The 21,735-nt window shown below is 56.9% G+C and carries 21 protein-coding genes, 1 tRNA gene and 1 pseudogene; 12 read left to right on the top strand and 11 right to left on the bottom strand.

Annotated elements, in window-relative coordinates:
* The first annotated feature begins 22 nt into the window (after positions 1 to 22).
* Positions 23 to 99: transfer RNA gene (locus tag ACQZ40_RS17405), tRNA-Met, on the top strand.
* A 123-nt stretch (positions 100 to 222) separates the two neighbouring features.
* On the top strand, positions 223 to 582 hold the full coding sequence (locus tag ACQZ40_RS17400) for a hypothetical protein (protein WP_448748340.1): 360 nt from the start codon (positions 223 to 225) through the stop codon (positions 580 to 582).
* 674 nt (positions 583 to 1,256) lie between these two features.
* Here the strand turns inward: ACQZ40_RS17400 and ACQZ40_RS17395 are convergent.
* Genes ACQZ40_RS17395 through ACQZ40_RS17375 form a run of 5 tightly spaced genes read right to left on the bottom strand, consistent with a single transcriptional unit; the run spans position 1,257 to position 5,738 of the window.
* On the bottom strand, positions 1,257 to 1,646 hold the full coding sequence (locus tag ACQZ40_RS17395) for a response regulator (RefSeq protein ID WP_104679844.1): 390 nt from the start codon (positions 1,644 to 1,646) through the stop codon (positions 1,257 to 1,259).
* On the bottom strand, positions 1,643 to 3,955 hold the full coding sequence (locus ACQZ40_RS17390; protein WP_448748339.1) for a GAF domain-containing protein: 2,313 nt from the start codon (positions 3,953 to 3,955) through the stop codon (positions 1,643 to 1,645). Before ACQZ40_RS17390 ends, ACQZ40_RS17395 begins: the two co-directional genes overlap by 4 nt.
* 9 nt (positions 3,956 to 3,964) lie before the next feature.
* Positions 3,965 to 4,411, bottom strand: a complete 447-nt coding sequence (locus tag ACQZ40_RS17385; protein WP_065654879.1) for a response regulator — start codon at positions 4,409 to 4,411, stop codon at positions 3,965 to 3,967.
* An 11-nt stretch (positions 4,412 to 4,422) separates the two neighbouring features.
* On the bottom strand, positions 4,423 to 5,532 hold the full coding sequence (locus ACQZ40_RS17380; protein ID WP_125146495.1) for a PAS domain-containing protein: 1,110 nt from the start codon (positions 5,530 to 5,532) through the stop codon (positions 4,423 to 4,425).
* A gap of 23 nt (positions 5,533 to 5,555) precedes the next feature.
* Positions 5,556 to 5,738: a hypothetical protein gene (locus ACQZ40_RS17375; RefSeq protein ID WP_065654881.1), complete on the bottom strand. Its 183-nt coding sequence runs from the start codon at positions 5,736 to 5,738 to the stop codon at positions 5,556 to 5,558.
* A gap of 78 nt (positions 5,739 to 5,816) precedes the next feature.
* On the opposite strand from ACQZ40_RS17375, the gene ACQZ40_RS17370 reads away from it, so the two are divergent.
* The 3 genes from ACQZ40_RS17370 (at position 5,817) to ACQZ40_RS17360 (ending at position 7,131) form a co-directional block, all read left to right on the top strand.
* Entirely contained in the window at positions 5,817 to 6,107 is a 291-nt protein-coding gene (locus ACQZ40_RS17370; RefSeq protein WP_448748338.1) for a hypothetical protein, read from the top strand.
* 166 nt (positions 6,108 to 6,273) lie between these two features.
* Positions 6,274 to 6,753, top strand: a complete 480-nt coding sequence (locus ACQZ40_RS17365; RefSeq protein WP_174037378.1) for an Hsp20 family protein — start codon at positions 6,274 to 6,276, stop codon at positions 6,751 to 6,753.
* Between the two features lie 78 nt (positions 6,754 to 6,831).
* Positions 6,832 to 7,131: a DUF982 domain-containing protein gene (locus ACQZ40_RS17360; protein WP_081307784.1), complete on the top strand. Its 300-nt coding sequence runs from the start codon at positions 6,832 to 6,834 to the stop codon at positions 7,129 to 7,131.
* 512 nt (positions 7,132 to 7,643) lie between these two features.
* Here ACQZ40_RS17360 and ACQZ40_RS17355 read toward each other — a convergent pair.
* A complete protein-coding gene (locus ACQZ40_RS17355; protein WP_078052924.1) occupies positions 7,644 to 8,561 on the bottom strand; it encodes a LysR family transcriptional regulator in 918 nt (305 codons plus the stop codon).
* A gap of 119 nt (positions 8,562 to 8,680) precedes the next feature.
* Here ACQZ40_RS17355 and ACQZ40_RS17350 point away from each other — a divergent pair, with 119 nt between their 5' ends.
* A complete protein-coding gene (locus ACQZ40_RS17350; protein ID WP_448748337.1) occupies positions 8,681 to 9,547 on the top strand; it encodes an aldo/keto reductase family oxidoreductase in 867 nt (288 codons plus the stop codon).
* Positions 9,548 to 9,629: 82 nt separating this feature from the next.
* Here the strand turns inward: ACQZ40_RS17350 and ACQZ40_RS17345 are convergent, their stop codons facing one another.
* Positions 9,630 to 10,643, bottom strand: a complete 1,014-nt coding sequence (locus tag ACQZ40_RS17345; RefSeq protein ID WP_448748336.1) for a LacI family DNA-binding transcriptional regulator — start codon at positions 10,641 to 10,643, stop codon at positions 9,630 to 9,632.
* A 119-nt stretch (positions 10,644 to 10,762) separates the two neighbouring features.
* Between ACQZ40_RS17345 and iolG the strand changes: the two genes are divergently transcribed.
* The 4 genes from iolG to ACQZ40_RS17325 are packed head-to-tail and all read left to right on the top strand — an operon-like array spanning position 10,763 to position 14,968.
* Complete coding sequence (gene iolG / locus ACQZ40_RS17340) at positions 10,763 to 11,770, top strand: inositol 2-dehydrogenase (protein ID WP_448748335.1); 1,008 nt, start codon at positions 10,763 to 10,765, stop codon at positions 11,768 to 11,770.
* An 18-nt stretch (positions 11,771 to 11,788) separates the two neighbouring features.
* Positions 11,789 to 12,703, top strand: coding sequence for a myo-inosose-2 dehydratase (iolE, locus tag ACQZ40_RS17335; RefSeq protein WP_077981793.1), 915 nt, complete (start codon positions 11,789 to 11,791; stop codon positions 12,701 to 12,703).
* Between the two features lie 14 nt (positions 12,704 to 12,717).
* Positions 12,718 to 13,890, top strand: coding sequence for a Gfo/Idh/MocA family protein (locus ACQZ40_RS17330; RefSeq protein ID WP_022557482.1), 1,173 nt, complete (start codon positions 12,718 to 12,720; stop codon positions 13,888 to 13,890).
* 31 nt (positions 13,891 to 13,921) lie between these two features.
* Entirely contained in the window at positions 13,922 to 14,968 is a 1,047-nt protein-coding gene (locus ACQZ40_RS17325) for a Gfo/Idh/MocA family protein (protein ID WP_448748334.1), read from the top strand.
* Positions 14,969 to 15,109: 141 nt separating this feature from the next.
* On the opposite strand, the gene ACQZ40_RS17320 is transcribed toward ACQZ40_RS17325, so the two are convergent.
* Both ACQZ40_RS17320 and ACQZ40_RS17315 read right to left on the bottom strand, forming a co-directional pair.
* Complete coding sequence (locus ACQZ40_RS17320) at positions 15,110 to 15,904, bottom strand: SDR family NAD(P)-dependent oxidoreductase (RefSeq protein WP_448748333.1); 795 nt, start codon at positions 15,902 to 15,904, stop codon at positions 15,110 to 15,112.
* 10 nt (positions 15,905 to 15,914) lie between these two features.
* On the bottom strand, positions 15,915 to 17,084 hold the full coding sequence (locus ACQZ40_RS17315; RefSeq protein ID WP_448748332.1) for a zinc-dependent alcohol dehydrogenase: 1,170 nt from the start codon (positions 17,082 to 17,084) through the stop codon (positions 15,915 to 15,917).
* A gap of 182 nt (positions 17,085 to 17,266) precedes the next feature.
* Between ACQZ40_RS17315 and ACQZ40_RS17310 the strand changes: the two genes are divergently transcribed.
* Positions 17,267 to 17,464 carry a hypothetical protein gene (locus ACQZ40_RS17310; protein ID WP_065654892.1) on the top strand — a complete coding sequence of 66 codons (198 nt, stop codon included), beginning with the start codon at positions 17,267 to 17,269 and terminating at the stop codon, positions 17,462 to 17,464.
* Between the two features lie 23 nt (positions 17,465 to 17,487).
* Positions 17,488 to 17,693: pseudogene (locus ACQZ40_RS17305) on the top strand (sigma factor-like helix-turn-helix DNA-binding protein); the annotation flags it as partial.
* Here ACQZ40_RS17305 and treZ read toward each other — a convergent pair.
* Together treZ and glgA are read right to left on the bottom strand one after the other, a co-directional pair.
* Positions 17,673 to 19,475, bottom strand: coding sequence for a malto-oligosyltrehalose trehalohydrolase (treZ, locus tag ACQZ40_RS17300; RefSeq protein WP_448748331.1), 1,803 nt, complete (start codon positions 19,473 to 19,475; stop codon positions 17,673 to 17,675). The pseudogene ACQZ40_RS17305 and the gene treZ sit on opposite strands and share 21 nt — an antisense overlap.
* Complete coding sequence (glgA, locus tag ACQZ40_RS17295) at positions 19,475 to 21,028, bottom strand: glycogen synthase GlgA (RefSeq protein WP_448748330.1); 1,554 nt, start codon at positions 21,026 to 21,028, stop codon at positions 19,475 to 19,477. The genes treZ and glgA overlap by 1 nt, the downstream gene beginning before the upstream one ends.
* Positions 21,029 to 21,735: the final 707 nt, after the last annotated feature.

Genomic DNA, 21,735 nt, shown 5'->3' with positions numbered 1-21,735 from the left:
ATGCTATAATAAAACAAGTCAACGCGGGGTGGAGCAGCCCGGTAGCTCGTCAGGCTCATAACCTGAAGGCCGCAGGTTCAAATCCTGCCCCCGCAACCACCGACACTTGCAAATTCGCCCACTCGGGGTATTTGCGACGAAGCTCCTCCTCATATGAGTCGAGGAGCTTTTTTGTTTCTGCTCCGTCTCGATCTCCCCGGCGCGTAACTTCTCCAGATAATCGTGCTGTTTGAGCGCCTCGAACTGCTTCTCCAGGATCGTTGCGGCTTCCATCGCCGCGAGGATGGAAGCGATCCGGCCGTGGACTTCGAGCGATGCCGGCTGGTGGCCCGGGGTCTTGCCGATCACGACCTTCTGAATGAACTGGCGCACGAGGTTGATGAAGGGCTGCTTCGTCTCGGTATCGGCGTGCTCGCGCAGGTAATAGAAGGCCGAATTGATGACCAGCTCGACAGCTTCAGGACTGACTTCCGCCTTCAGCCTCCTGATCTTCTCCCCGAAATCTTCTTCCGCCGGTGCCTGCTTCAGCCGGGCCTCAAGGCCGGCGCGGCGCTCCTCCAGCGTGTCGAGCATATCGTCTAGGGCGGCGAGGCGAGGGCGTCCTTCGGCGGCGCGATCGCTGATCTGCTGGATGATCTGACGCTGTTCCTGTTCGGCAGCCTTCAACTCCCCGGAAATGCGCTGGCGCTCGTCCGGTTCCTTCTTCGTCGATGCTGCAAGGTTCTGGCGCTGCCTGTCCGGCGACGTCGTCGAATAAACCCGTTCCGAAGAACGCAGCGGGGAGGCAGGACAGAACCCGATCCTCGAGATTCTTGCGCAGGATGGTCTTCTGGTTCGTACAGCAGGCGCCGTCGAGGCCGTCGATTGGCAGTGCCCTGAAGGCCAATGGTCAATTCAAGGGGCGCGCGCTCACACGCGATCCGAGCAAGTATCAAGGCCTTGCTGACGAAGTCGCCGCCGCGGACAAGCGTCGTTCTTGTGCGTTGCGCAACGATGGATGGATCATCATGGCGACCCGTGCACGATATACTGAAGGCGGCCGGAATTGAAGTCGCCGTTGTTCGGCTTCCGTTGACGAGCCTCAAAGCAGACGTTTATGCGACTTTGCTGTGCATTGCGCGGCAGGTAGGAAAGTGGCCTGCTGACGGTTCAGGGTGTCGGTGCATTACTCGGCAACATCGTTGCAAGATGGCTAACGAACATCGGCGGACATGCTTTGGCCTAGTGTGTGCATGGCAAACTTGGCTCTTATCGAATTACGCCTTCTGTTGAAGCAGCTGCCTAATAGTCTCGACGATCTGCTCTTCCCGGTAAGGCTTGGCGAAAAATACCGTTTCAGCAGGAATCCGGTCGCCAGGGTCCTGGATATGTCCAGAAACAACGATCACCTTGATCGGCGGCCACCTATCACGAATGATGGCCGCAAGGCGCATGCCGTCGAGGCCGCGCGGCATATCGACGTCGGTAAACACAATGCGAATATCGTCGCGTTCCTCCAGAATAGCCACGGCTTCTGTCGCATCTGCCGCGGCAACCGCTTGATATCCTGCCGCCTCAACGAGGTCGACGGCAGCCAGGCGCAACAGCGGTTCGTCTTCGACTACCAGGATGATCGCAACTTTGTTCATAATGTCAGCCATCATCATGAGTGCCTCAGTTGCGAAACCAATGCCTGCATCGTCACTCGCAATCCTTCCGGATCGTAATTGATTTCGACACCGCCTGTTCCCATCAATCCAAGTCGTATGAGTTTCGATCCAAAACCTTTACCTGATGGCGTAACCACCGCGGGCCCATCATGCTCGTTCCAGTCAAGATGAAGCGCAGTATCTCCGTTGCACTCCTGCGTTGTCCAACGAACGGTAACGGTACCCACGTCGTTCGACCATGCTCCATATTTCAGGGCGTTGGTGCCAAGTTCATGCATCAAAAGAGCCAGAGAAAGAGCCGAGCGCGGTCCAAGCTCCAAGTCTTGACCTGACATCGAGTAACGGTCGGGTAGTGACAGCTGGCGCAAAACAGAATCAATGACGGCCTCCATACGCGCGGAAGACCAATCCTGCACGAGAAGGACCTCGTGGGCTTTGGAGAGCGCGTGGAGACGGTTGGTAAAGGCCTCGACTGGCCCTCGATCTGTCACCGGACGCAAGGTCTGCGTTGCAATCGCCTGGACCATGGCCATCGTATTCTTCAGGCGATGACTGATCTCGTGGTTCAAAACCTGCTGTTCCTGTTGGGCTAGTATCCTGGAGATGGCTTCGCGCGTGCGGTCGGCAATTGTGCGGACAAAATCGCGCTCTTCCGTCGTGAAGTGATGGGGTCTGTCGTAGTGAACGAACATCACTCCCACAAACGCGCCGTGCTCAACGATCGGAACATTGACGAGAACCGAGATTCCGATCGAATGAAACAGCTCGGCCGAGTCTGACGTCCGGGGATCTTTTGCCACGTCTGGGATAATCACCGTCTCGCCGCGCTTAAGATCCTCGATATATGATCCATAGTTACGAAACTGATGTAGGCCAGCGACGGTCGAGACCCCTTCTGCTCGCCAGTCTGGCAGCATTTCAACGGTCTCGGCGATGGGGTCCACAAGGCCGTAGCCTGCTCTTGTGGCGCCAGCCAGGTTTCGCGCCATAATCTCGGCTGCAGCAAATGCTACATCTGTGACATCGTCCAGTTCACGAATTTTGTCACCTAGCTCCAGAAATGCCAGCTGTCGGTCTTCCGCAACTTTTTGCGCCGTAGCATTCCGTGCGACCTTGATGAACCCGGAAATCGGTGAAGCACCTCGGCTTGGAAGCGGGCGAAGGGTCCCGTCGAGAAACACCTTTGATCCGTCCGCTGTCTGGTGCCATCGCCGATCGACTGCGAGGCCTTCTGCTGCGGCTTTACGCACTTCCCTAGCCGGAACGTCTGCCGCGCGATCCTCATCCGTAAAGAGCTCTGCGAACGGCCGGCCGAGCATCTCCGCTTCCGACCAGCCAAACGTTTCCTGCGCCCCGCCAAACCAGCTGGTAATGCGGTGCTCGTTATCCACTGTCAGAATTGTGTAGTCTTTCGCCCCCTCGACGATGAGCCGCAGCTTTGTCTCGCTCTCCTGAAGTGCCTCCAGCGCCCGCATTCGGTCTGTCACCTCGACAAAGATGATGACAAACTTGTCATTACCGGTAGCTTGTACGTAGCCATCGAACCAGCGGCCAAGCGAGCCAACTTTCCGGGTAAACCGTTTATTCTGGCCGGTTTCGACAACGTCTGCGACGTCGGAAACCCACTCCTGTTCAAAACTCGGGAAAATCTCACGCATTGTACGGCCTGACACGTTTTGGTCAGGATAGCCTACCAGTTCACTCCAAGCGGGATTGACCGTTTCATACCGCCAGTCGACGATCTTGCCATCGATATCCCGAACAACTGAGCCGACGATAATGCCTTCCTCGAGCTGCTCGAAAAGCGAACTCCATCGACGCTCGGATAGAAAAGTGGCGATCTGGTTCGAAACCAGCTTGCCGATCCGACTGAGCAACTCGAGCTCGCTCTCCGTCCAGGTACGTGGCTCACCATCGATCGCAGCCAACGCCCCGATCACCATTCCGTCCGGCAACGTAACTGGAACCCCCATGTAGGAGATCACGCCAAGATCCGTGATGGCCAGATTGTTCCGGACAAGATCGTGGATCGTTGCGTCACCTATGATCAGAGGCTGTTTATCGCGGACGACATGTTGACAGAATGAGTGCGTCAGGGGGGTCTCAGCCGCCTCGGCCCATTTTTCCGGCAAGCCGAGGTGAGCGATGAAAACCTGACGATCTTCATCGAGTATCGACACAAGCGCCACAGGACAGTTCAGCCCCGCTTTGACGACCTCAATAATGTCCTGGAATTCCGACTGAACCGGAGCTTCAAGCAGACCTGAATCTCGAACAGCGCCGATGCGCTCCGATGGTGAACTCACTGGGTTTCCTTAACCGCGCGGACGCGAAGTTGATCGTGAAGCAAGAGCCGCAAGGACGGCGGGCGAAAGAACAAGGCTCGGCGGAACTACGGACGTGGGGCCTCCATCGACAAAACTTTGAAGAAACTGCATGGCGTTCTGCAACCCGTTCATTGTGTAAGGCTTCTCGATCGCCCCGAGTCCTCCGGCAAAATCGTCTGGTATACGCTTGAGATTACCTGACACGAAAACGAAGGGTATTGTTTTTTCCGACAGGTAGCGGCCGACATCGATGCCTGTCGGGCCGTCAAGCAACTGAATATCGACAAAAGCAAATTGCGGCGAGGTCGCTTCAGCGAGTTCGATTGCTTCCCGGCTGTCAGCGGCCGTCCCGACGACATGATGGCCGGCATCTTCCACTTCGCTTTCCAGCTCCATAGCCAGGAGGACCTCGTCCTCGACAATCAGAATATTCAAGACAAATCCTCTCAGTCTTTCACCGACAGTTCGACGCTAACGTCTGTTTTGTGACCGGTAATCTTCCGGTCCATCTTGGCGCGAAGTTGCAGGAGACACGCCTCAAGCATCTTCTGGCTGAAAGCCTCCTCTTCTTTGTCTACCTCCACTGGCGAAACGGTGTCGATGACCCGCATCAAGAAGTGCCCGTTCAGCCGCCTTATCTCGAGATGGATTTTGCCACCGCCGTCACTCAGACCCCTGCGGATAGCGTCGCCGACGAGCTCGTTTATGATCAGGGCCAGCGGAGATGCCTTAGTCGCTGGGACTACGACTTCGTGAAGATCTGTCGTGAGCTGGATGTCGGGGCGCTTAAGCGCACCTATCTTGTCAAGCATCAGGGTGTTTGCGAAATCTGCGACGTCGAAATAGCCGACCTCTTCGTCGTTCAGGAGTTTACGCTGAACCGTGCTTAGAGCTTCGACCCGATTGAGCACTGACATGAGTGTTCGCTCAACGACATCATTCTCAGTCATACGCGCTTGAAGTTTCACGATCGACGCAATCGTCAGCAGGTTGTTTTTTACCCTATGATCGACCTCGTGAACCAAGGCCGTTTTCGCTCGAAGAGCATCTGTCAGAGCCGCGGTTCGCAACGCAACTTCTTCTTCGGCGGTATGACGTGCCTGGGCGAGCTTCGCTTCCTTGCTCTTGATATTTGTGAAGTCGAGTTGCGAGGCGAAGAAATAGATGACCGTTCCTGAGGCATCGCGAACCGGACTGACGAAGAGGGCGTTCCAGAATTCTGATCCATCTTTCCGGTAATTTAGGATATCGATTGACAGATCCTGCGCTGCCGCAACGGCTTCGCGAAGCTTCTGCACAGCTTTCGGATCGGTATTCGGTCCCTGAAGGAGACGGCAGTTCTTTCCGATTAGCTCCTCGTTGGAATAGCCGGTCAACTTAGAGAACGCCGTATTACAGAAGATAATCGGGTTGTCAGGTTGACGCGGATCGGTGATGAGCATGGGCATACGCGTGGCTTTGAACGCCGCCGCGAATGGATCTTCAGAAGCATGACCAGCAACGAGACGGTTCCCTGCATCTCTGGCGTCTTGTCGGGTCTGAGGGTCATCTGTCATGAGGATTCCTGATTTTGCGGCAACTAATAATGTGCGGCTCCCATATTGGTTCCATGGCAGGAGCTCGTTTGGCAGGAAAGCGTATCTTCATCCGCGCATCTGTTAAGGCGCTTCGTCAGACGATGTTCGAGGCTGGGTTGGACGCCGCCGCAGAATGGCGGCGTGTCGACGGTGAGTTCAAGCTGCACCAGGCTTGAATCGGACATGTCCACTTCCTAGCTCACCCGGCGATCGGGGCTTGATGAGCCCGGTCGCTTTCCCACGTCTGTATGGAGTGAGAGCAAATGGAAGAGAACATTAAGATCATCAAGGACGCTAGCACCGCCGAGAGGGAAGAGATTATTGTCGATTTTGCGCGATGGCTTGAGACCGCCTCGCAGGAGGCCCTAGTCTACGGTGAGGGGCGATTTGCATTGATGTCTGCGAATATGGCGGAAGCCATCCGCGTAAACGCCGATGAACTGGCACGCGACACTCCCGAAACCGCCGAGCGGGTATTGCAGCAAGCTTGCGAGATGATCTCGCAGTTCATGGCGGCTTATCCGCATCGTGTTCTCAGTCGATCGGTACATTGACAGCCGGATAGTGCGAATTCGGTAAATTTTTTCCGCAGCAGATCTTGAATCGGAAAATCACCAAAACCAAATCGTCTGCCGCCAGCCGCTTAAGACAGGGTTGGCATTGCCGGGAGCGCCGCTTTTGGCACTCCCGTACCCATGTTGCTTCAAGGAGGATATGGCTATGGCAACATCTTACGACTATGCACCACTCTACCGCTCGAGCGTTGGTTTCGACCGGATCTTCAATCTTCTGGAAAACGCTCAGCGTGCCCGTTCGACGAACGACTGGCCGCCCTATGACATCGTCAAAACAGGGGACGATTCATATCGGATCTCGATTGCGGTGGCGGGCTTTGCCCAAGACGATCTCGACGTCAGTTTCCAATCCAACCTGCTCACTGTTGCCGGCAAGAAGCAGGAGGCACCCTCGGATGGCTACCTGCATCGCGGCATCGCTGGTCGCCCGTTCGAACATCGTTTCGAACTCGCCGACCATGTCCGTGTGAGCGGAGCGGGTTTGAATAACGGTCTCCTGTCGATCGAGCTTGTCCGCGAGATTCCCGAGGCATTGAAGCCGCGCAAGATCTCGATTCAGAGCACGCCCACGCCCACGCTGACGTCGGCGGCTCCGGCACAGATTGAAGCACAGAAGGCGGCTTGATCTGTAAGTTTGTCCACTAAGTCCAAGGGCGCCATTGAGATGGCGCCCGTCAACATGACGGGTTGGAAGGAGAGAACGATGAAACCCGATATGTTCAGCAAACCAGTTACTATTCTTGTCGGCTTGGGGTTCCCGACGGAAGTTCGTACCTTAATGGATGCTTACCGACACCTGGCCGAGTGGCCGGTGTCACTCAGAGACACTGCCCATTCCGTTGCCTTAAAAGCCTGTCAGGCAGCCCTTCGTGGCGAGATTGAGGCAGAAACGGCGCGTGGTCTGTTCACAGCGTTTGCGGAAAAGCATGAACTTCTTGCCCCTGAAACATCTGCGGTTTTGGCTTCTCGCAGGTATCGCGATAGAGATCCACACGTGGGGTGATGCAGCTCGAGAGGTTCACTTCGGACGAAGATAGTTCCACCAACTTAAGGTGGGCTGTATTCCGAGAGGTCCCATCGAGTAGAGGGCAAGACTACCCGATGCCAGACCTTCGGGCGAGTCGTCGATGTTAACCCTGAGCTTTGGCGTAGCTTCCATCGGTTCCGTCTCCCGGCCGTCCAACGTCGTCGGGACAACAGTTCATGTAAGCCAGCACGCGGGTTGAACCTGGGTTGACTCCAGCAGGGATTGTTTTCGAACTCTACCTTCGTTCCCCGCAAAGGCTTGGCCTTCACGAGTATTTCGGCCCCGTTCGCTGGTTCGCCGTCAATGCTATTGAGCGTCGGTATGGAGCGCTGCTCTTTTTCGACACATGATCGCTGTTTCACCGCATGTCCACCATGACGGACGCTCGACATATCGTTGGAAACCGAGCCTCCGCTAAAAGCAGTGTCGCCGGTTCGATTCCCATCAAGAGCGAGGACCGACCTTCAAGTTCAAACCGAAGCGTCCGCTCATTCTGCCCCGATCCATACCTTGTGCGATTGCCTCACGAAATCGATAAATGCGCGCAATGGCGCGGGCACAAGGCGCCGCCCAGGGTAATAGAGGAACGGACCCGAAAACTGCAGCCACCATTCTTCCATCACCGGCACCAGATCTCCTCGATCAAAGTGTGGCCTTAGCCAGTCCTCGAAAATATAAATCATGCCAGAACCGGCAATGGCTGCGTCGATGCCAAGATCAGTGCCGCCGCCGAACTGGACCACGAGGTTACCTTTCGGATTTATGATGACTTCCTCCCCATCGCGTTCGAATTCCCAAGAGGGGAGTGCACGCCCCGAAAACCGCCCCAGAATACAATCATGCGAAAGCAGGTCTCGTGGATGTTGCGGTCCACCCCTCCTTGCGAGATAACGCGACGACGCGGCAAGGGCGTAGCGCTGCTGACGCGGGCCGATCGGCAAAGCCACCATATCCTGCTCGAGCCGTTCGTCATAACGGATGCCAGCATCGCAGCCGCTTTTTATGATGTCGACGAAATTCTCGTCGGTCACGATTTCCAGTCTTATGTCTGGATAGGCTGCCAAGAACGGCGGCACGATCGCAGGCAGGACCAGCCTTGCCGCGCTCATCGGGACATTTAGCCTGAGCTCCCCCGAGGGGCGGCCGCGGCTGCTTCTTACCTCGTCGAGTGCCGATGCAACTTCTGCAAACGCAGGTCCGGTGCGCTCCAGCAAGAGACGTCCGGCCTCCGTCGGGAGTACGCTGCGAGTGGTGCGATTGAATAGCCTTACCCCAATGTCCTCTTCCAGGCGTTTCACCGCATCGCTCAACGCGGAGGAACTGATGCCACTTTCGCGCGCGGCCTGCCGAAAACCTCTGGATCGAGCCACCAGCAGAAACGCATTGACGTCCGTAATGTCCGACATCCTGTTCTCCAAACCATGAGGCTGATTGTCCGTTAGAGCGGACAGCTTGTCCGGATTATAGCTTCTTGTGCCGCATATGCCAAACATCTATTTCTGAGGACTACAAAGGAGATACAGCCATGAGCACTATCGAAAATACAGGAACCTTCAAGCTTGGCGATCGTACGGTGCGCCGGCTGGGTTATGGCGCGATGCAGCTTGCGGGCAAAGGCGTGTTCGGCCCGCCGCGCGATCGTCGGGAGGCCATCGCCGTTCTGCGCGAGGCTGTGGACAGCAGCGTCAATCACATCGACACCAGCGACTTCTACGGTCCGCATGTCACGAACGAGATCATACGCGAGGCCTTGCATCCCTATGGCAGCGACCTGGTGATTGTCACGAAAGTCGGCGTAGTCAGGGGAGCTGACGCCTCGTGGAACGCGTCATTTTCGCGCGCCGGCCTGACGCAGGCCGTTCATGACAACCTCCGCAATCTCGGGCTCGATGTGCTCGATGTAGTGAACCTCCGCGCCATGTTCGACGTGCATGGTCCCGCAGAAGGCTCGTTGGATGAGCCGCTTCAGGTTCTGGCGGAGTTGAAGCAACAAGGCCTGATCCGGCATATTGGACTGTCTAATGTCACGGCCAAGCAGGTTGAGGAAGCCGGCAAGATCACCGAGATCGTCTGTGTGCAGAACCAGTACAACCTTGCGCATCGCCAGGACGAAGCCTTAATCGACACGCTCGCCTCTCGAGGCGTGGCCTATGTCCCGTTCTTTCCTCTTGGCGGCTTCTCACCGCTGCAATCCTCGACCCTGTCGAGCCTCGCCGCCCGGCTCAACGCCACGCCGATGCAGGTGGCCCTTGCATGGCTTCTCCAACGATCGCCGAATATTCTCCTGATCCCTGGCACTTCATCACGACTCCATCTGCGGGAAAACCTTGCAGCGGCCACGATAGAGCTTCCCTCGGAGGTACTGTCGGAACTGGATAATGTTGCTGCCTAATGCCGTTTGTTTAGATCTGAGGAACCTGTGGAGGTTGATGGTCCAGGGGATGTTCCAGTTCGTCTCAAACAGCCTGCCCATTTCAGCAATTTTCAATTGTGTGGATCTGGACCGGCGTTATGAGCGAGGGTGGTGGTCTTTCCTGTCGCCCAAAGAAAGCTGCAAGCGCACCAATAGCAGTCTGCACCTCGAAAGCGGGTCCTTGATCGATGATGATATCGATCAAGCCCTTTCGCAGCAACTGCCGTCTCTCGTCCGTCAATTCATGGGTGATGAACACTATTTCATTCGCTCGTCCTACAGCATCCACGGCATTCAGGACGGTTGATGCGCCAGCTGACGCATTGTAGATCCCGCGAATGGCGCTGTTGCGCTTCAAGGCGCTAAACACTAAGTCGCCAGCCAGTTCAGCCCGCTCGTAGCTTTCAAGCACCTCGGTCACATGACAATCGGGATAGCGTTCGTTTAGCACGGCACGGAAACCGGCCTCACGCTCCTCATGTCCCATCATGCTGAGCATTCCAGAAATCACAATGACGTCTCCACCGTCTCGCCCGAGAAGGCGGCCCATCAGATCGCCGGCAATCCTGCCTGTCTTGACGTTGTCGGGACCAACATAGGCAAAGCGCTCCGAGCCTGCGATGTCAGTGACAAGCGTGATAACCGGCTTGCCCGACGTGCCAAATTCTCTCAATGCGGCAGCAATATCGGGATCCGCTGCGCTGACAATCACCATCCCATCGCATGTCTTGATGAGGCTGCCGATCAGGCCTGCTGTTGCACGAGGCTTTACCGGATCGATATGATGGATTTTGAACTGCAGATTGAACTGCGGAAAATCTCGCGCTGCCGCCTCGAAGTTTGCCTGGACTGAGGCGTGAAACGGGTTTTCGGGACGCTGAAGCAGAACGGCAATCCTGAGAGTTCGTGCGGCCCGCTGATTGAGCGCGCGATCAATCTTGAGCTTTCGAGCCCATTCGATAACGCGTCTTTCCTTCGCGTCGGTGACGCCGCCACGATTGTTAAGAACACGGTCAACGGTGGAAAGCGAAACGTTTGCTGCCTTGGCGATGTCCCTTGCCGTGATCTTTCCCATTCCGAGTGGCCCTATTTTGACGAGATCTCTTCAAGAATAGAATACCGCATCAAGAACCTAACGCTATCATCTTTCTCATTCGAACGTCATGGGCGTTTCGAAAAAGGGAGGTTACAAACATGATTGAGCTCGCCGTCTTTGGCGCAGGCCGTATCGGGCAGGTGCATGCCCTGAACGCGGCTGCTCACCCCTCAGCGCGCCTGAAATACATCGTTGACCCCGTCGCAAGCGAGCATCGCGAGCATCTCGTAATCCAAACCGGAGCCGTGCTGTGCGAGCCGGAAGAAGTCTTTGCCGACCCAGGCATTACAGGCATCGTCATAGCGAGTTCCACTGATACCCATGCGGAACTGCTTTTGCGGGCGGCGCAGGCAGGCAAAGCCGTGTTCTGTGAAAAACCGGTCAGCCTTGATTTTGCAACCGTCGTAGATGTCACAAGCAAGGTTGAAAACGCCGGTGTGGCCTGCCTACTTGGATTTCAACGCCGATATGATCCGGATTATCGTCTGGTGCGTGACAGGATTGCGAGTGGTCAGGCAGGCCGCTTGGAGCACATCGTCATGCACACCCGCGACCCGTCGCCCCCGCCACGTTTCTACGTCGAGCGGTCGGGTGGCATGTTTCGAGACCAGGCGATCCATGATTTCGACATGGCCCGTTATCTTCTTGGAGAGGAAATCGCAATTGTCTACGCGGTTGGAAAAAGCCTGATCGACCCCGAAATCGAAGCGGCAGGCGATATCGACACGGCAATGATCACACTGACATCGGTTTCTGGTCGCTTCGTTCAGATGATAAATTGCCGGCGTGCGCCATTCGGTTACGATCAGAGGTTGGAGGCCCTGTGCTCGAGCGAGGTGCTCTACGTCGAAAACCGCCCGCAACGGGGCGTCATGATCGCCGACGCCAATGGTTTTCATTCGTCGATACCCATGAACTATTTCATCGAACGTTTTGCGGGTGCCTATCTCGCGGAAATGCACGCCTTCATCGATATGATCGAGAAGGGTACCAAACCCCTCGCCGGGATAAGAGATGGCTTGGAGGCACAACGCCTTGCCGAGGCCGCGATCGTTTCGATGACAACCGGCTCACCCGTCCACATCAGTTCCGACTGGCATCCTTGAGAAAGGAAGGCAACAACTATGACAACCACCGATCTCCTGCCAGAAGGTGTCAGAATTGCCGTCAGCCCGTTGTCATGGGTAAATGACGTGCTTGAGGATCTCGGACGCGACATATCGCTTGAAACCTGCCTGAACGATGCGGCAGCAATCGGCTACCAAGGCGTAGAGCTGGGTCGCAAGTTCCCCCGAGACGCCGCCGTGCTTCGTCCGCTTCTGGACAGCCGCGACCTGCAACTCGCATCCGGCTGGTATTCCGGCGAACTTGCCGAGCGCGGCGTCGATGCGGAGATGGCAAGCGTCGCCGCGCACGCTGCCCTGCTGCGGGACATGGGCAGCAGTGTGCTTGTCTATGGCGAGGTGGCGATGATGGCACCAGGCGCGCCGCTCGATGCGCCGATGTCGAAACGCCTGACCATGCCGGCGGATGATATCGGCGGTTACGCCGCGAGACTGACAGAGTTCGGCAAGCGGCTTGGCGGAGAATACGGGCTGGTGCTCGCCTATCATCACCACCTGATGATGGTCGCAGAGACCTTCGACGAGATTTCGTCGCTCTTCGACAAGACGGGAGCGGAGGCTGGGCTTCTGCTCGATACCGGCCATGCCGCCGGTGGTGGTTTCGAGTACGCACGGCTGATCGAACGTTTCGGCGATCGCATCAACCACATTCATCTCAAGGATATGCGCACTCCCGTGATGACGGATGTTCGCAGCCGCGACCTCAGCTTTAACGACGGTGTTCGTGCCGGCATGTTCACTGTTCCTGGCGATGGTAACGTCGATTTCAGTCCGATCGTGCGCTTTGTTCGCGGCGGCTACAAGGGCTGGCTCGTGGTGGAGGCTGAGCAGGATCCCGCCCAAGCGCCGCCGCGTCCTGCCGTCACTCGCGCCTTCTTTCACATGCACGACCTTTTCGCAGCTAGACCAGATTGAAAGGGAGAGAGGCCATGACCCAAAAAAAACTCAATATCGGCCTGATCGGTTCAGGCTTCATGGGCCAGGCCCATGCGGACGCCTACCGTCGTGCTGGCGTGCTGTATCGTGATCTGGCGGCCATCCCCCATCTCTATATGCTCGCCGATGCGAGCGATGAAATGGCTGCCGATGCCGCCGCCCGATATGGTTTCGAGAAAAGCACCGGAGACTGGCGGCGACTGGTTGAGGATCCCAACGTCGATATCGTCGACATCACCTCGCCAAACGTCATGCACCATGAAATGGCGCTTGCAGCGATAGAAGCAGGCAAGCACGTCTACTGCGAAAAGCCACTTTCCGTGACGCTGGCAGAGGCAGAGCAAATGGCTGCAGCTGCCCGAAAAAAAGGCGTCAAGACGATGGTCGCCTTCAACAACATCAAGACACCGGCGGCAATGTTGGCCAAGCAATTGATCGACAGAGGCGATATCGGACAGCCCATGCGCTTTCGCGGCTGGTTCGATCAAGGCTTTTTCAATGATCCCGATTTGCCATTTTCGTGGCGCTGTACGCGTCGCGATGCAGGATCAGGGGCGCTGGGCGATCTCGGCAGCCACGTAATTTCCGTTGCACAATATCTGCTGGGTCCGGTTGAAAGCGTCATCGCCCAAAGTCAGACGTTTTTTCCGACGAGGCCCGTGCCCCGGGGTGGTTCGGGTTACGGTGCAAAGGCGGGCAATGATGCGCCTCGCGCGATGGTCGAGAACGAGGATCAGATCCAGGCGCTGGTCCGCTTCAAATCCGGCGCAGGTGGCACCATTGAGGCATCCCGCGTAGCTGCCGGCAAGGTCTTTGGCGTCTACTGGGAAATATCCGGGACGGAGGGCACGATCATCATGGACGGAGAGCGCTTCAACGAGCTGAAGATATCGCGTTTCAACGACCCCAAGCCTGACCGCGGATTCAAGACGATCCTAGCGGGAAGCCAAGTGCCGCAGTTTTCGGCATTTTTCGGCTTTGATTTCGCTGGCGGTGGCCTCGGCTACTTCGACGTCAAGGTTATCGAGGTACGTGACCTGATCGAAGGCATCATGCGCGATGCCGACTGTTACCCAAATTTCGAATTCGGGCTAGCCAACGAACAGATTATTGACGCCATGGAGCGGTCTCTGGCAACGGGCCAGTGGGAACAGACGGCGTCCTGAGCAATCGAGAGGCTTTTTGAGGAGATTTAAGATGACATTTCCAACCGCTCTTCCACCGTCCCGATTGCGAGCACCCCTGGACGCTCCTCCACTGCGCTGGGGCATTTTGGGGACTGGCTGGATAGCGGCAAAGTTCACAGAATCGGTAAAGGCACACACTCGGCAAGTAATCGCGGCCGTGGGTTCGAGATCGGAAGAAACTGCCAAGCGGTTTGCATCTGAGTGGGGTGTCGAGAACGCTTATGGAAGTTACGAGGCGCTCGTTCAATCACTCGATATCGATATCATCTATGTGGCTACCCCACATGGTTGGCACCATGAGCACGTCCTGCTCGCGATCAACGCCGGTAAGCACGTGCTCGTCGAAAAGCCGATGGCGCTGAATCATGCCCAGGCTGCCGAAATGGTCACTGCTGCTCGTAAGAAAGGCGTCTTTTTTGCAGAAGCGCTCTGGACGTATTTCCTGCCGAAATTCGACATTGTCCAGCAGGTCCTTGATGCGGGCGTTATTGGGGACATCCAATCGGTCTACACGGAATATGGCGAGTATCTTCCGCGTGAGCACCGCATCTTCAACCCAAAACTGGCGGGCGGGCCGCTGCTTGATCTAGGTACGTATCCAGTGTCGTTAATAAGCAAGCTGCTTGGCGTTCCTTCCAAGGTCGTCGGCGTTGCAAGTCCCGATCCGGCCGGAGTGAATGGGCAGCTGGCTGTAGCCATGATGAATTCCCGGGGCTGCCAGGGGACCATGGCAACGACCCTTTATGGGTTTACGCCAACCGGCGCGACCATGGTCGGCACGGAGGGCTCGATCCGGTTTGTCAACGAGTTCCATTTGCCAGGCGCGTTCGAAGTGTGGTCGCTGGACGGGACTGTCAGGTTGAAATACGCGGAACCTCGTGGCGCGCATTTCGAAGGGCTTTACCATCAGGCTGCTGGGGTCGCTTACAGTATCAGCGACGGCGACGTTGAAAGTCCTTGCAGACCGCTTGATGCATCACTTGACACGATGAAAACACTTGATGCGATCCGCGCAGCGCTCGATATCGACTTCAGGAAAGCAGGGTTGTCTGAATGACCGCAAGACTGGTCCGATAGTCGTTGTAATCTTTGCGCGAGATCATGAGCCTGGCGAAACGCGCCGCGGGTATGACGACGCTCTTTGGACGCCTCCCTTCGCAATCCACTCTGCGGTTTACAGGATCCGCGTAAGCCAGCGTCACTTTCCTTCCCGGGCAGCCATTTTGCGGTGTTGTTTTGCGAGGATATGCGAAGGGGTCACGTTTGCCGCGGCCGATATCAGCTTGTTCTTCCAGCCGGACACGACGTCTCCGTCACCATTCATCATCGCATCGTAGCCGATTTGTGCAACGAAGCCGGGGTCGTCCTTTTTCTGTTTGCCAACCGCCGTGTCGAGCATGTCCGCGCGCTTGAAAAACGCTGTCTCGGTCGCGCCGGGCATCAGGCACGTGACGGTGACCCCGGTGCCATCCAGCTCTTCGCGAAGTGCGAATGAGAAGGAATTAATGAAGGCTTTTGTCGCGTTATAGACCGCCTGAAAGGTGCCGGGCATGAAACCGGCAATGGAGCCCGTGAGTAGAATCCGGCCGCTGCCGCGCTGGCGCATGCCGTTGCCGATCGCATGCACCAGCGCAACGGTACCGCTGATATTGGTGGCTATCACCCGCTGGACCGCTTCCATTTTCTGATCGAGAAAACCGTTGCCCAGCCCCTGTCCCGCGTTCGCAAACAGCAGATCGACCGGCCACTCTTTCGTCGCTATGCGGGAGAGAAGTTTTTCCACGCCTGCCTGTGTCGAAAGGTCGGCTTGCACGGCTTCCACTTCCGTTCCCGCTGCCCGCAACTGTGTCGCCGCCGTTTCGATTTCCGCCTCGTCAGCCACGATGATGAGATTGTAGCCGTCCTGCGCCGCGCATCTTGCCAGTTCGTAACCGATGCCTGAGGAGGCGCCGGTGACGACAGCAAGGCCTTTGATTGATTTTTCCGCAGGCATGATTCTTCTCCTATGGCTTGAGGACGACCTTGATACAGCCGTCGTCGCGGTGGCTGAATGTTTTATAAAGATCAGGACCTTCATCGAGGGTGGCGCGGTGGGTGATGACGAAGGAGGGGTCGATCTCTCCCTTCTCGATCCGACCCATAAGGGTGGGCAGATAGGCCTGCACCGGTGTCTGCGCCATCCGGAATGTCAGGCCGCGATTGATCGCGGAGCCCATCGGGATTTTGTCGAGAAAACCGCCATAGACCCCGACGATCGAGACTGTGCCGAAGTTGCGGCAGCAATAAATAGCCTGCCGCAGCACATGCGGGCGGTCCGTCCCCATGAATGTCGCCACCTTGATACGGTCAAGACGGGAATCCCAGCCGGCGGCCGGATCGGGTTCCGTCCCCACGGCGTCGATGGAGGCGTCTGCGCCCCGGCCATGGGTTAATTCCATGATCTGCTCGTAAATATCATCATCCAGATAATTCAGTGTGAGCGCGCCGGCGGCGGCCGCAAGGGCGATCCGTTCCGGCACGGAATCGATAGCGATGACCCGTTCCGCACCCAACAGGAAGGCGGAGCGGATGGCCATCTGGCCGACAGGACCACAGCCCCAGATCGCGATCGTATCGCCGGGCTGGATATTACAGAAATCCGCCGCCATGTAACCGGTCGGGAAAATGTCTGACAGGAACAGGACCTGCTCGTCTGTCAGCCCGTCAGGAACCTTGATAGGCCCGACATCGGCATAGGGAACGCGCATATATTCGGCCTGGCCGCCGCTGAAACCTCCCAGAAGGTGCGTGTAGCCGAACAGCCCGGCGGGGGAGTTTCCCCACATTTCCCGGACCTTATGGGGGTTGGGGTTGCTGCGCTCGCAGCCGGAGTAAAATCCTCTTTTGCAGAAGAAACACTCTCCACAGGCAATCGTGAAGGGAACGACAACCCGGTCTCCGACCTTCAGCGTCTTATTGTCCCTGCCGACGTCAACGACTTCGCCCATAGTCTCGTGGCCCATTATATCGCCACCATGCATGTCGGGCATGATCCCGTTGTAGAGATGAAGATCGGAACCGCAGATTGCGCAGGCGGTCACCTTGATGATCGCGTCGCGGCCGTCCTCGATTTGTGGATCAGGGACGCTCTCACAGCGAATGTCGTGTTTGCCGTGCCAAGTCAGTGCCTTCATGATCGGTGTTCCTTCTGGATCGGTGGAGCAGCGGGTGCGCCGGGTTCACGCCTAACCCGGCCCCATCGTCAAAGTTCCGGGGCTGTTCGAGCGATGGCGGCTGGCGGTGCGCCGTTAGAGAGGGAACAAGCTTGCCGGAGCGAAGTTAGACCGCCTATCTTTCCACGATCCGGAGGCCAGCCTTGACCCAGCCAGTTGAGTACGAAACCAGCAACAGCCTGAACATCGAAGCTGCGACCCCCAAGGTGATCAGGATCATTGTAGACGAACGCACCGTGCTTGAGGGTGTTTTGAACACCGGCAGCGTTTTGACGGTGCAGACGAAAGATGGCGCCGAGCCACAATCCATCGAACTTGTGATCGAGGACCTCGCACGGTGAAGATTGTGGTTTGCGGCCGGATTACCCCTGCCAGCAAGGAATGGCGTGTGCGGCATCAGGAGGTCATGCGGCTATCCGCCATCTCGACAAGGACCAGAAAAAAGCTCTGCTGCTCGTGGCGGCAGGGACGGGTTATGCCGATGCCGCCGCCATCTGCGGCTGCCGGGTGGGTACCATCAAAAGCCGCGTCAACAGGGCGAGGGAGACGCTACGTCGAAATCTGGACTGAGCGCGGTCCGTCAACTGCAAACTGTGCCGCATAACCTCCGTAGTTTGTGTTATTGATGCTGCCATACTGGTGAAGGAGTTTTCCCTTTACCGGCGGCAGCTCACATGTGTTTGCCGAAAGATTTGCCCGCATTTGGAGCCGTCCCATTTGGAAATGCCAGTCGATTGCAAGGCATTTTGACTCACATTCGAGGACAACACCTTTCTCGAAGTGAGAGCAAAGGAGAGGCCAGATGTGCCAGCGCCGTTTTGAAAGCAACGCGGTCATCCTCGCCCTTGCCAGTTTTCCATCGGTCGTTTCAGCCCCTTGCCAGTTCAAGGTCGAAAGCTGCATCGTGTGGGGATCGTTTGGATCACGTACCAGCTGCCGGGCATTGGGTGGGAGTTCTCCCTGGAACATTTCCGCCTGTTTAAGCCGATTTTCTATTTCCTGTTCCCGGTCGTCATCCGGATGGTCGGAGAAAAAGAAAAAAGGGTTGGCCGAGCCATGGTCGTCACCCATGAAAATTAACGGCGTCTGTGGGGAAAGGAGTAGAATTGTTTCAAGCGTCTCAAAGAGGGGCAGCGCAATAAGGGCACGAAGCCTTTCACCGCGTAACCTGTTTCCGGCCTGATCATGATTATGGAGAAAATTCACGAATCGTTGCGGTGGCAGATGCTCACTCGGTTCTCCGCTGCTGCCAAAATCCCGGGAAGGGCGCGGTTCGCCCTGGTAGACAAAACCGGTCGCAAGCGAGCGGCAAAGCTTGTCGTAGGGCCGTGCCGCGAAGTCGCCATAGATGCCGCCCTTTTCCTTCGTGGTCGCAACATGGACGACGTGGTGAAAGTCATCGTTCCACTGCGCATCAATCAGGACGGTGCCATCAGCCAAGGGCGTCATTGGCGAGGCCGCGTTTCTCGCGTCCTCTATGACCAGATGCACATGCCTGTTTCTTATTGTTCGCTTCACCTCTCGCGCCATCTCGATGAGGAAATCGACCTCTCCGCCGCCAGCGAGATGATCAGCGGCATCGATCCGCAATCCGTCGAAGCGATAGGTCTCGAGCCAGTAGAATGCGTTCTGAAGAAAGAATGACCGAACTTCGGCCCGGTTGAAGTCCGGCGCCGGTCCCCATGGTGTCTCATCCTTCTTGAAAAATGCCGGCGCGTAGGCCTGAAGCGTATTTCCTGCGGGGCCGAAGTGATTGTAGACGACATCCAGCAGCACCATGATACCGTGGCCATGGGCTTGATCAATGAAGGCCTTGAGCTCGTCTGGGGAGCCATAATCCCGTTGGGGTGAAAATTGCAGGACGCCGTCGTAACCCCAGCCGCGACTTCCAGCAAAGGTCGCAAGCGGCATGAGTTCGATCGCGGTAATGCCCACGTCTGCGAGATATTCAAGTTTCTCCGCCGCGGCCGCAAAGGTGCCCTCAGGTGTAAAAGTCCCGACATGTAGCTCATAGACGACTGTTTCGTGCCACTGTCGGCCCTTCCAGTCCGGGTTTTTCCAGATGAAATCATGGTTGACGATCAGGGAGGGGCCAAGCGGGCCTACCTGTTGCTGATTGGAAGCGGGATCTGCAACCCTCGTCCTGTCGGCCAGCACGAAGCAATAGCGATCGCCGGGGAGGGCGGGTTTTGTGATGTGGTGCCAGCCATCACCAGCCGTGTGCATGTCGAATTCCGCATCGTTCAGCCACAGTTTCACCGCTGCTGAGGCGGGTGCCCAGATGCTGAAATCCGTTTCGCCGGATTGATTGCGCTGCGCGCCCCATTTGCGATAATTCGCTGCATTCATCATCAAAGCCTCCTGTTGCCAGTGGCCTGACCTGTTGGTGATCCCAGGGTTCCCGCCTGCCGTCTGTCAGCTCTTAGCTTTGCAAAAGTCTCGGGCCTAATATCGGCGACAGCACCCGTTTTGGGCTTGTTGTCGCCGACAAGGCTTTCAAAAAGCGCCATATACTGTGCGGCACTCTTGTCCCAGGAAAAATTGGCCCGCATGGCTTGTGCCTGAAGCCGTCTGAAAAGTTCTCGGTCACTATAGGCACTGATGGCACGATCGAGCGCCGCGCGTAGATCGTCCTCATTTGCAGGCTCGAATTGAAAGCCTGTTGCCACGCCCGCCTCAATGGCTGCGTCATTTGCATCGATGATGGTTTCCGCTAGCCCGCCAGTGCGGCTGACGATGGGCAGTGCGCCGTATCGCAGGGCGTAAAGCTGTGTCAGGCCGCAGGGTTCGAACCGTGAAGGCTGGATAATGAAGTCTGAGCCCGCCTGAATCATATGCGCCAGACGCTCATCGTAACCGATATGGGCGCAGACCAGTTCAGGATAACGTTTTGCCAGCGCGCGTAAGCTGTCTTCCAGTGCGGTGTCGCCTTCTCCGTGAATCACCAATCTTCCTTTTCTCGCAATGATAAGTGGAACGACCTGAGGGAGGAGGTCGATGCCCTTTTGCCAGGTCAGACGGCTGACCACACCGAAAACAGGGCCTTGGGTCGGGGCGAGGCCAAGGGCCTGAAGCAAGGCATATTTGTTAAGGCTCCGGCGCGTGGCCGTCGCAGCCGTGAAATTTGTAAGAATGTAGGGGTCTGTTGCCGGGTCCCAGACTTCCTGGTCGACACCGTTGACGATGTCACGCAGGTCCTCGCGCCGCGTGGCAAGCACGCCGTGCATACCCATTCCCATTTCCGGTGTCAGAATTTCTCTTGCGTAAGTGGGGCTTACTGTCGTTACGGCCGACGCGGTCGTCAGGCCACCCTTTAAAAACGACAGGTCGCCATAATATTCGAGGCAATCGACGGTACAGAGATGTTGGGGCAACTCAAGCATACCCGCCCGCTCGAGTGGATATTGTCCCTGAAATGCGAGATTGTGAAGGGTGAGGACGGAGGGCACCGCCGCCGCCGACTCCGCGATATAAACGCAGGTCAAGGCCGCGTGCCAGTCATGGGCATGAACAAGATCAGGCTTCCAGTCGTCAATCGCGCCGAGGGCAATTTCCGCCGCCGCCTTGGACAGGACCGCAAAGCGCAGATCATTGTCGGCAAAAGGTTTGCCATTCATGCCATAGGGAGGACCTTCCCTGTCAAACAGGTCTGCCGCTTCAAGAAGCAGAAGCTTGTGACCGTCGGCGTCAAGGGAGTAAACCGATACCGCTTGCTTTAGAATATTGGCGACCAGACACGGCTTCTTGCCGCGGACGAGCGGCGTGAGCCTACGGTAGAGGGGTAGCAATGTACGAACTTCCGCGCCGTGTCTTGCTAGTGCCTCCGGCAGAGCGCCTGCCGCATCGGCCAATCCGCCGGTTTTGACGAATGGAAACATTTCGGCCGTGACGGCAAGAATCCGCATTTGGCGCCTCCAGGGAACGTATTGATCTCAGACTGCGAGGAGCCCGGAAAAAGGTTGGTGCAACCAGCTCGCCTGCCCGGAACAGGGGGACCCTGCCTGTCCTGCTGCTGGCCTTTATGTGTCGTGTCTGTTTTGATGTTGCCTATCGGCCCGTCTGGGTGTTGTCGGAAGAGGAATCTTCTGTGCTCTGACGGCCATTGTCGCCGGGATAGTGATGGCTGCGGTTTTCTTCAGGAATGCAGAGCGTTTTCCTGGTCATGTTACACCTCTCCGGGTACAGGTTCCGTGGAGCGACCCGAACCTTGCTTGCAGAGGTTTGTTCCCGTCCGCCGGCTACGTTTTATCCCGCGCGCAAGTAATTTAGGGATGCACCGAAATGTAAAAACGCCGCAAGCTCCGACGGCGAGGTGCTGGGTCGGGCGACGTCTGCACGGCGTAGAGCAGGGTCGCGTTCCGCCGACATAACAGTGTCGTCCGCTGCCTTAACGATATTGCTGTCGGCGTTTAGGAAAATTCCGGCTACAGGGAAACCTCCAAAGGTAGACGTACGCAAGTGTACAGACGGCGATTGCGACGGCCCTGCGCGCGACAGCCGGGCTCGGGGCCGTTCCGTCAATAGCTCCTCACGAAATATTAAATCTCGGAACTCCCGTGGCGCGGCATGGTTGGTCTAGGGCGCGCCACAGGGTGCGCAAGTGAAAAATCAC

This window comes from Agrobacterium sp. 16-172Ci (assembly GCF_053522725.1).
The sequence above is the reverse complement of the archived record's forward strand: the minus strand, read 5'-3'. Positions and strand labels throughout refer to the sequence as shown.

Excerpts from the sequence above, each read along its gene's own strand:
- ACQZ40_RS17395 (WP_104679844.1), bottom strand. The coding sequence starts at position 1,646 with ATGATGATGGCTGACATTATGAACAAAGTTGCGATCATCCTGGTAGTC.
- ACQZ40_RS17380 (WP_125146495.1), bottom strand. The coding sequence starts at position 5,532 with ATGACAGATGACCCTCAGACCCGACAAGACGCCAGAGATGCAGGGAAC.
- ACQZ40_RS17375 (WP_065654881.1), bottom strand. The coding sequence starts at position 5,738 with ATGTCCGATTCAAGCCTGGTGCAGCTTGAACTCACCGTCGACACGCCG.
- ACQZ40_RS17370 (WP_448748338.1), top strand. The coding sequence starts at position 5,817 with ATGGAAGAGAACATTAAGATCATCAAGGACGCTAGCACCGCCGAGAGG.
- ACQZ40_RS17365 (WP_174037378.1), top strand. The coding sequence starts at position 6,274 with ATGGCAACATCTTACGACTATGCACCACTCTACCGCTCGAGCGTTGGT.
- ACQZ40_RS17360 (WP_081307784.1), top strand. The coding sequence starts at position 6,832 with ATGAAACCCGATATGTTCAGCAAACCAGTTACTATTCTTGTCGGCTTG.
- ACQZ40_RS17355 (WP_078052924.1), bottom strand. The coding sequence starts at position 8,561 with ATGTCGGACATTACGGACGTCAATGCGTTTCTGCTGGTGGCTCGATCC.
- ACQZ40_RS17350 (WP_448748337.1), top strand. The coding sequence starts at position 8,681 with ATGAGCACTATCGAAAATACAGGAACCTTCAAGCTTGGCGATCGTACG.
- ACQZ40_RS17345 (WP_448748336.1), bottom strand. The coding sequence starts at position 10,643 with ATGGGAAAGATCACGGCAAGGGACATCGCCAAGGCAGCAAACGTTTCG.
- iolG (WP_448748335.1), top strand. The coding sequence starts at position 10,763 with ATGATTGAGCTCGCCGTCTTTGGCGCAGGCCGTATCGGGCAGGTGCAT.
- iolE (WP_077981793.1), top strand. The coding sequence starts at position 11,789 with ATGACAACCACCGATCTCCTGCCAGAAGGTGTCAGAATTGCCGTCAGC.
- ACQZ40_RS17330 (WP_022557482.1), top strand. The coding sequence starts at position 12,718 with ATGACCCAAAAAAAACTCAATATCGGCCTGATCGGTTCAGGCTTCATG.
- ACQZ40_RS17325 (WP_448748334.1), top strand. The coding sequence starts at position 13,922 with ATGACATTTCCAACCGCTCTTCCACCGTCCCGATTGCGAGCACCCCTG.
- ACQZ40_RS17320 (WP_448748333.1), bottom strand. The coding sequence starts at position 15,904 with ATGCCTGCGGAAAAATCAATCAAAGGCCTTGCTGTCGTCACCGGCGCC.
- ACQZ40_RS17315 (WP_448748332.1), bottom strand. The coding sequence starts at position 17,084 with ATGAAGGCACTGACTTGGCACGGCAAACACGACATTCGCTGTGAGAGC.
- treZ (WP_448748331.1), bottom strand. The coding sequence starts at position 19,475 with ATGATGAATGCAGCGAATTATCGCAAATGGGGCGCGCAGCGCAATCAA.
- glgA (WP_448748330.1), bottom strand. The coding sequence starts at position 21,028 with ATGCGGATTCTTGCCGTCACGGCCGAAATGTTTCCATTCGTCAAAACC.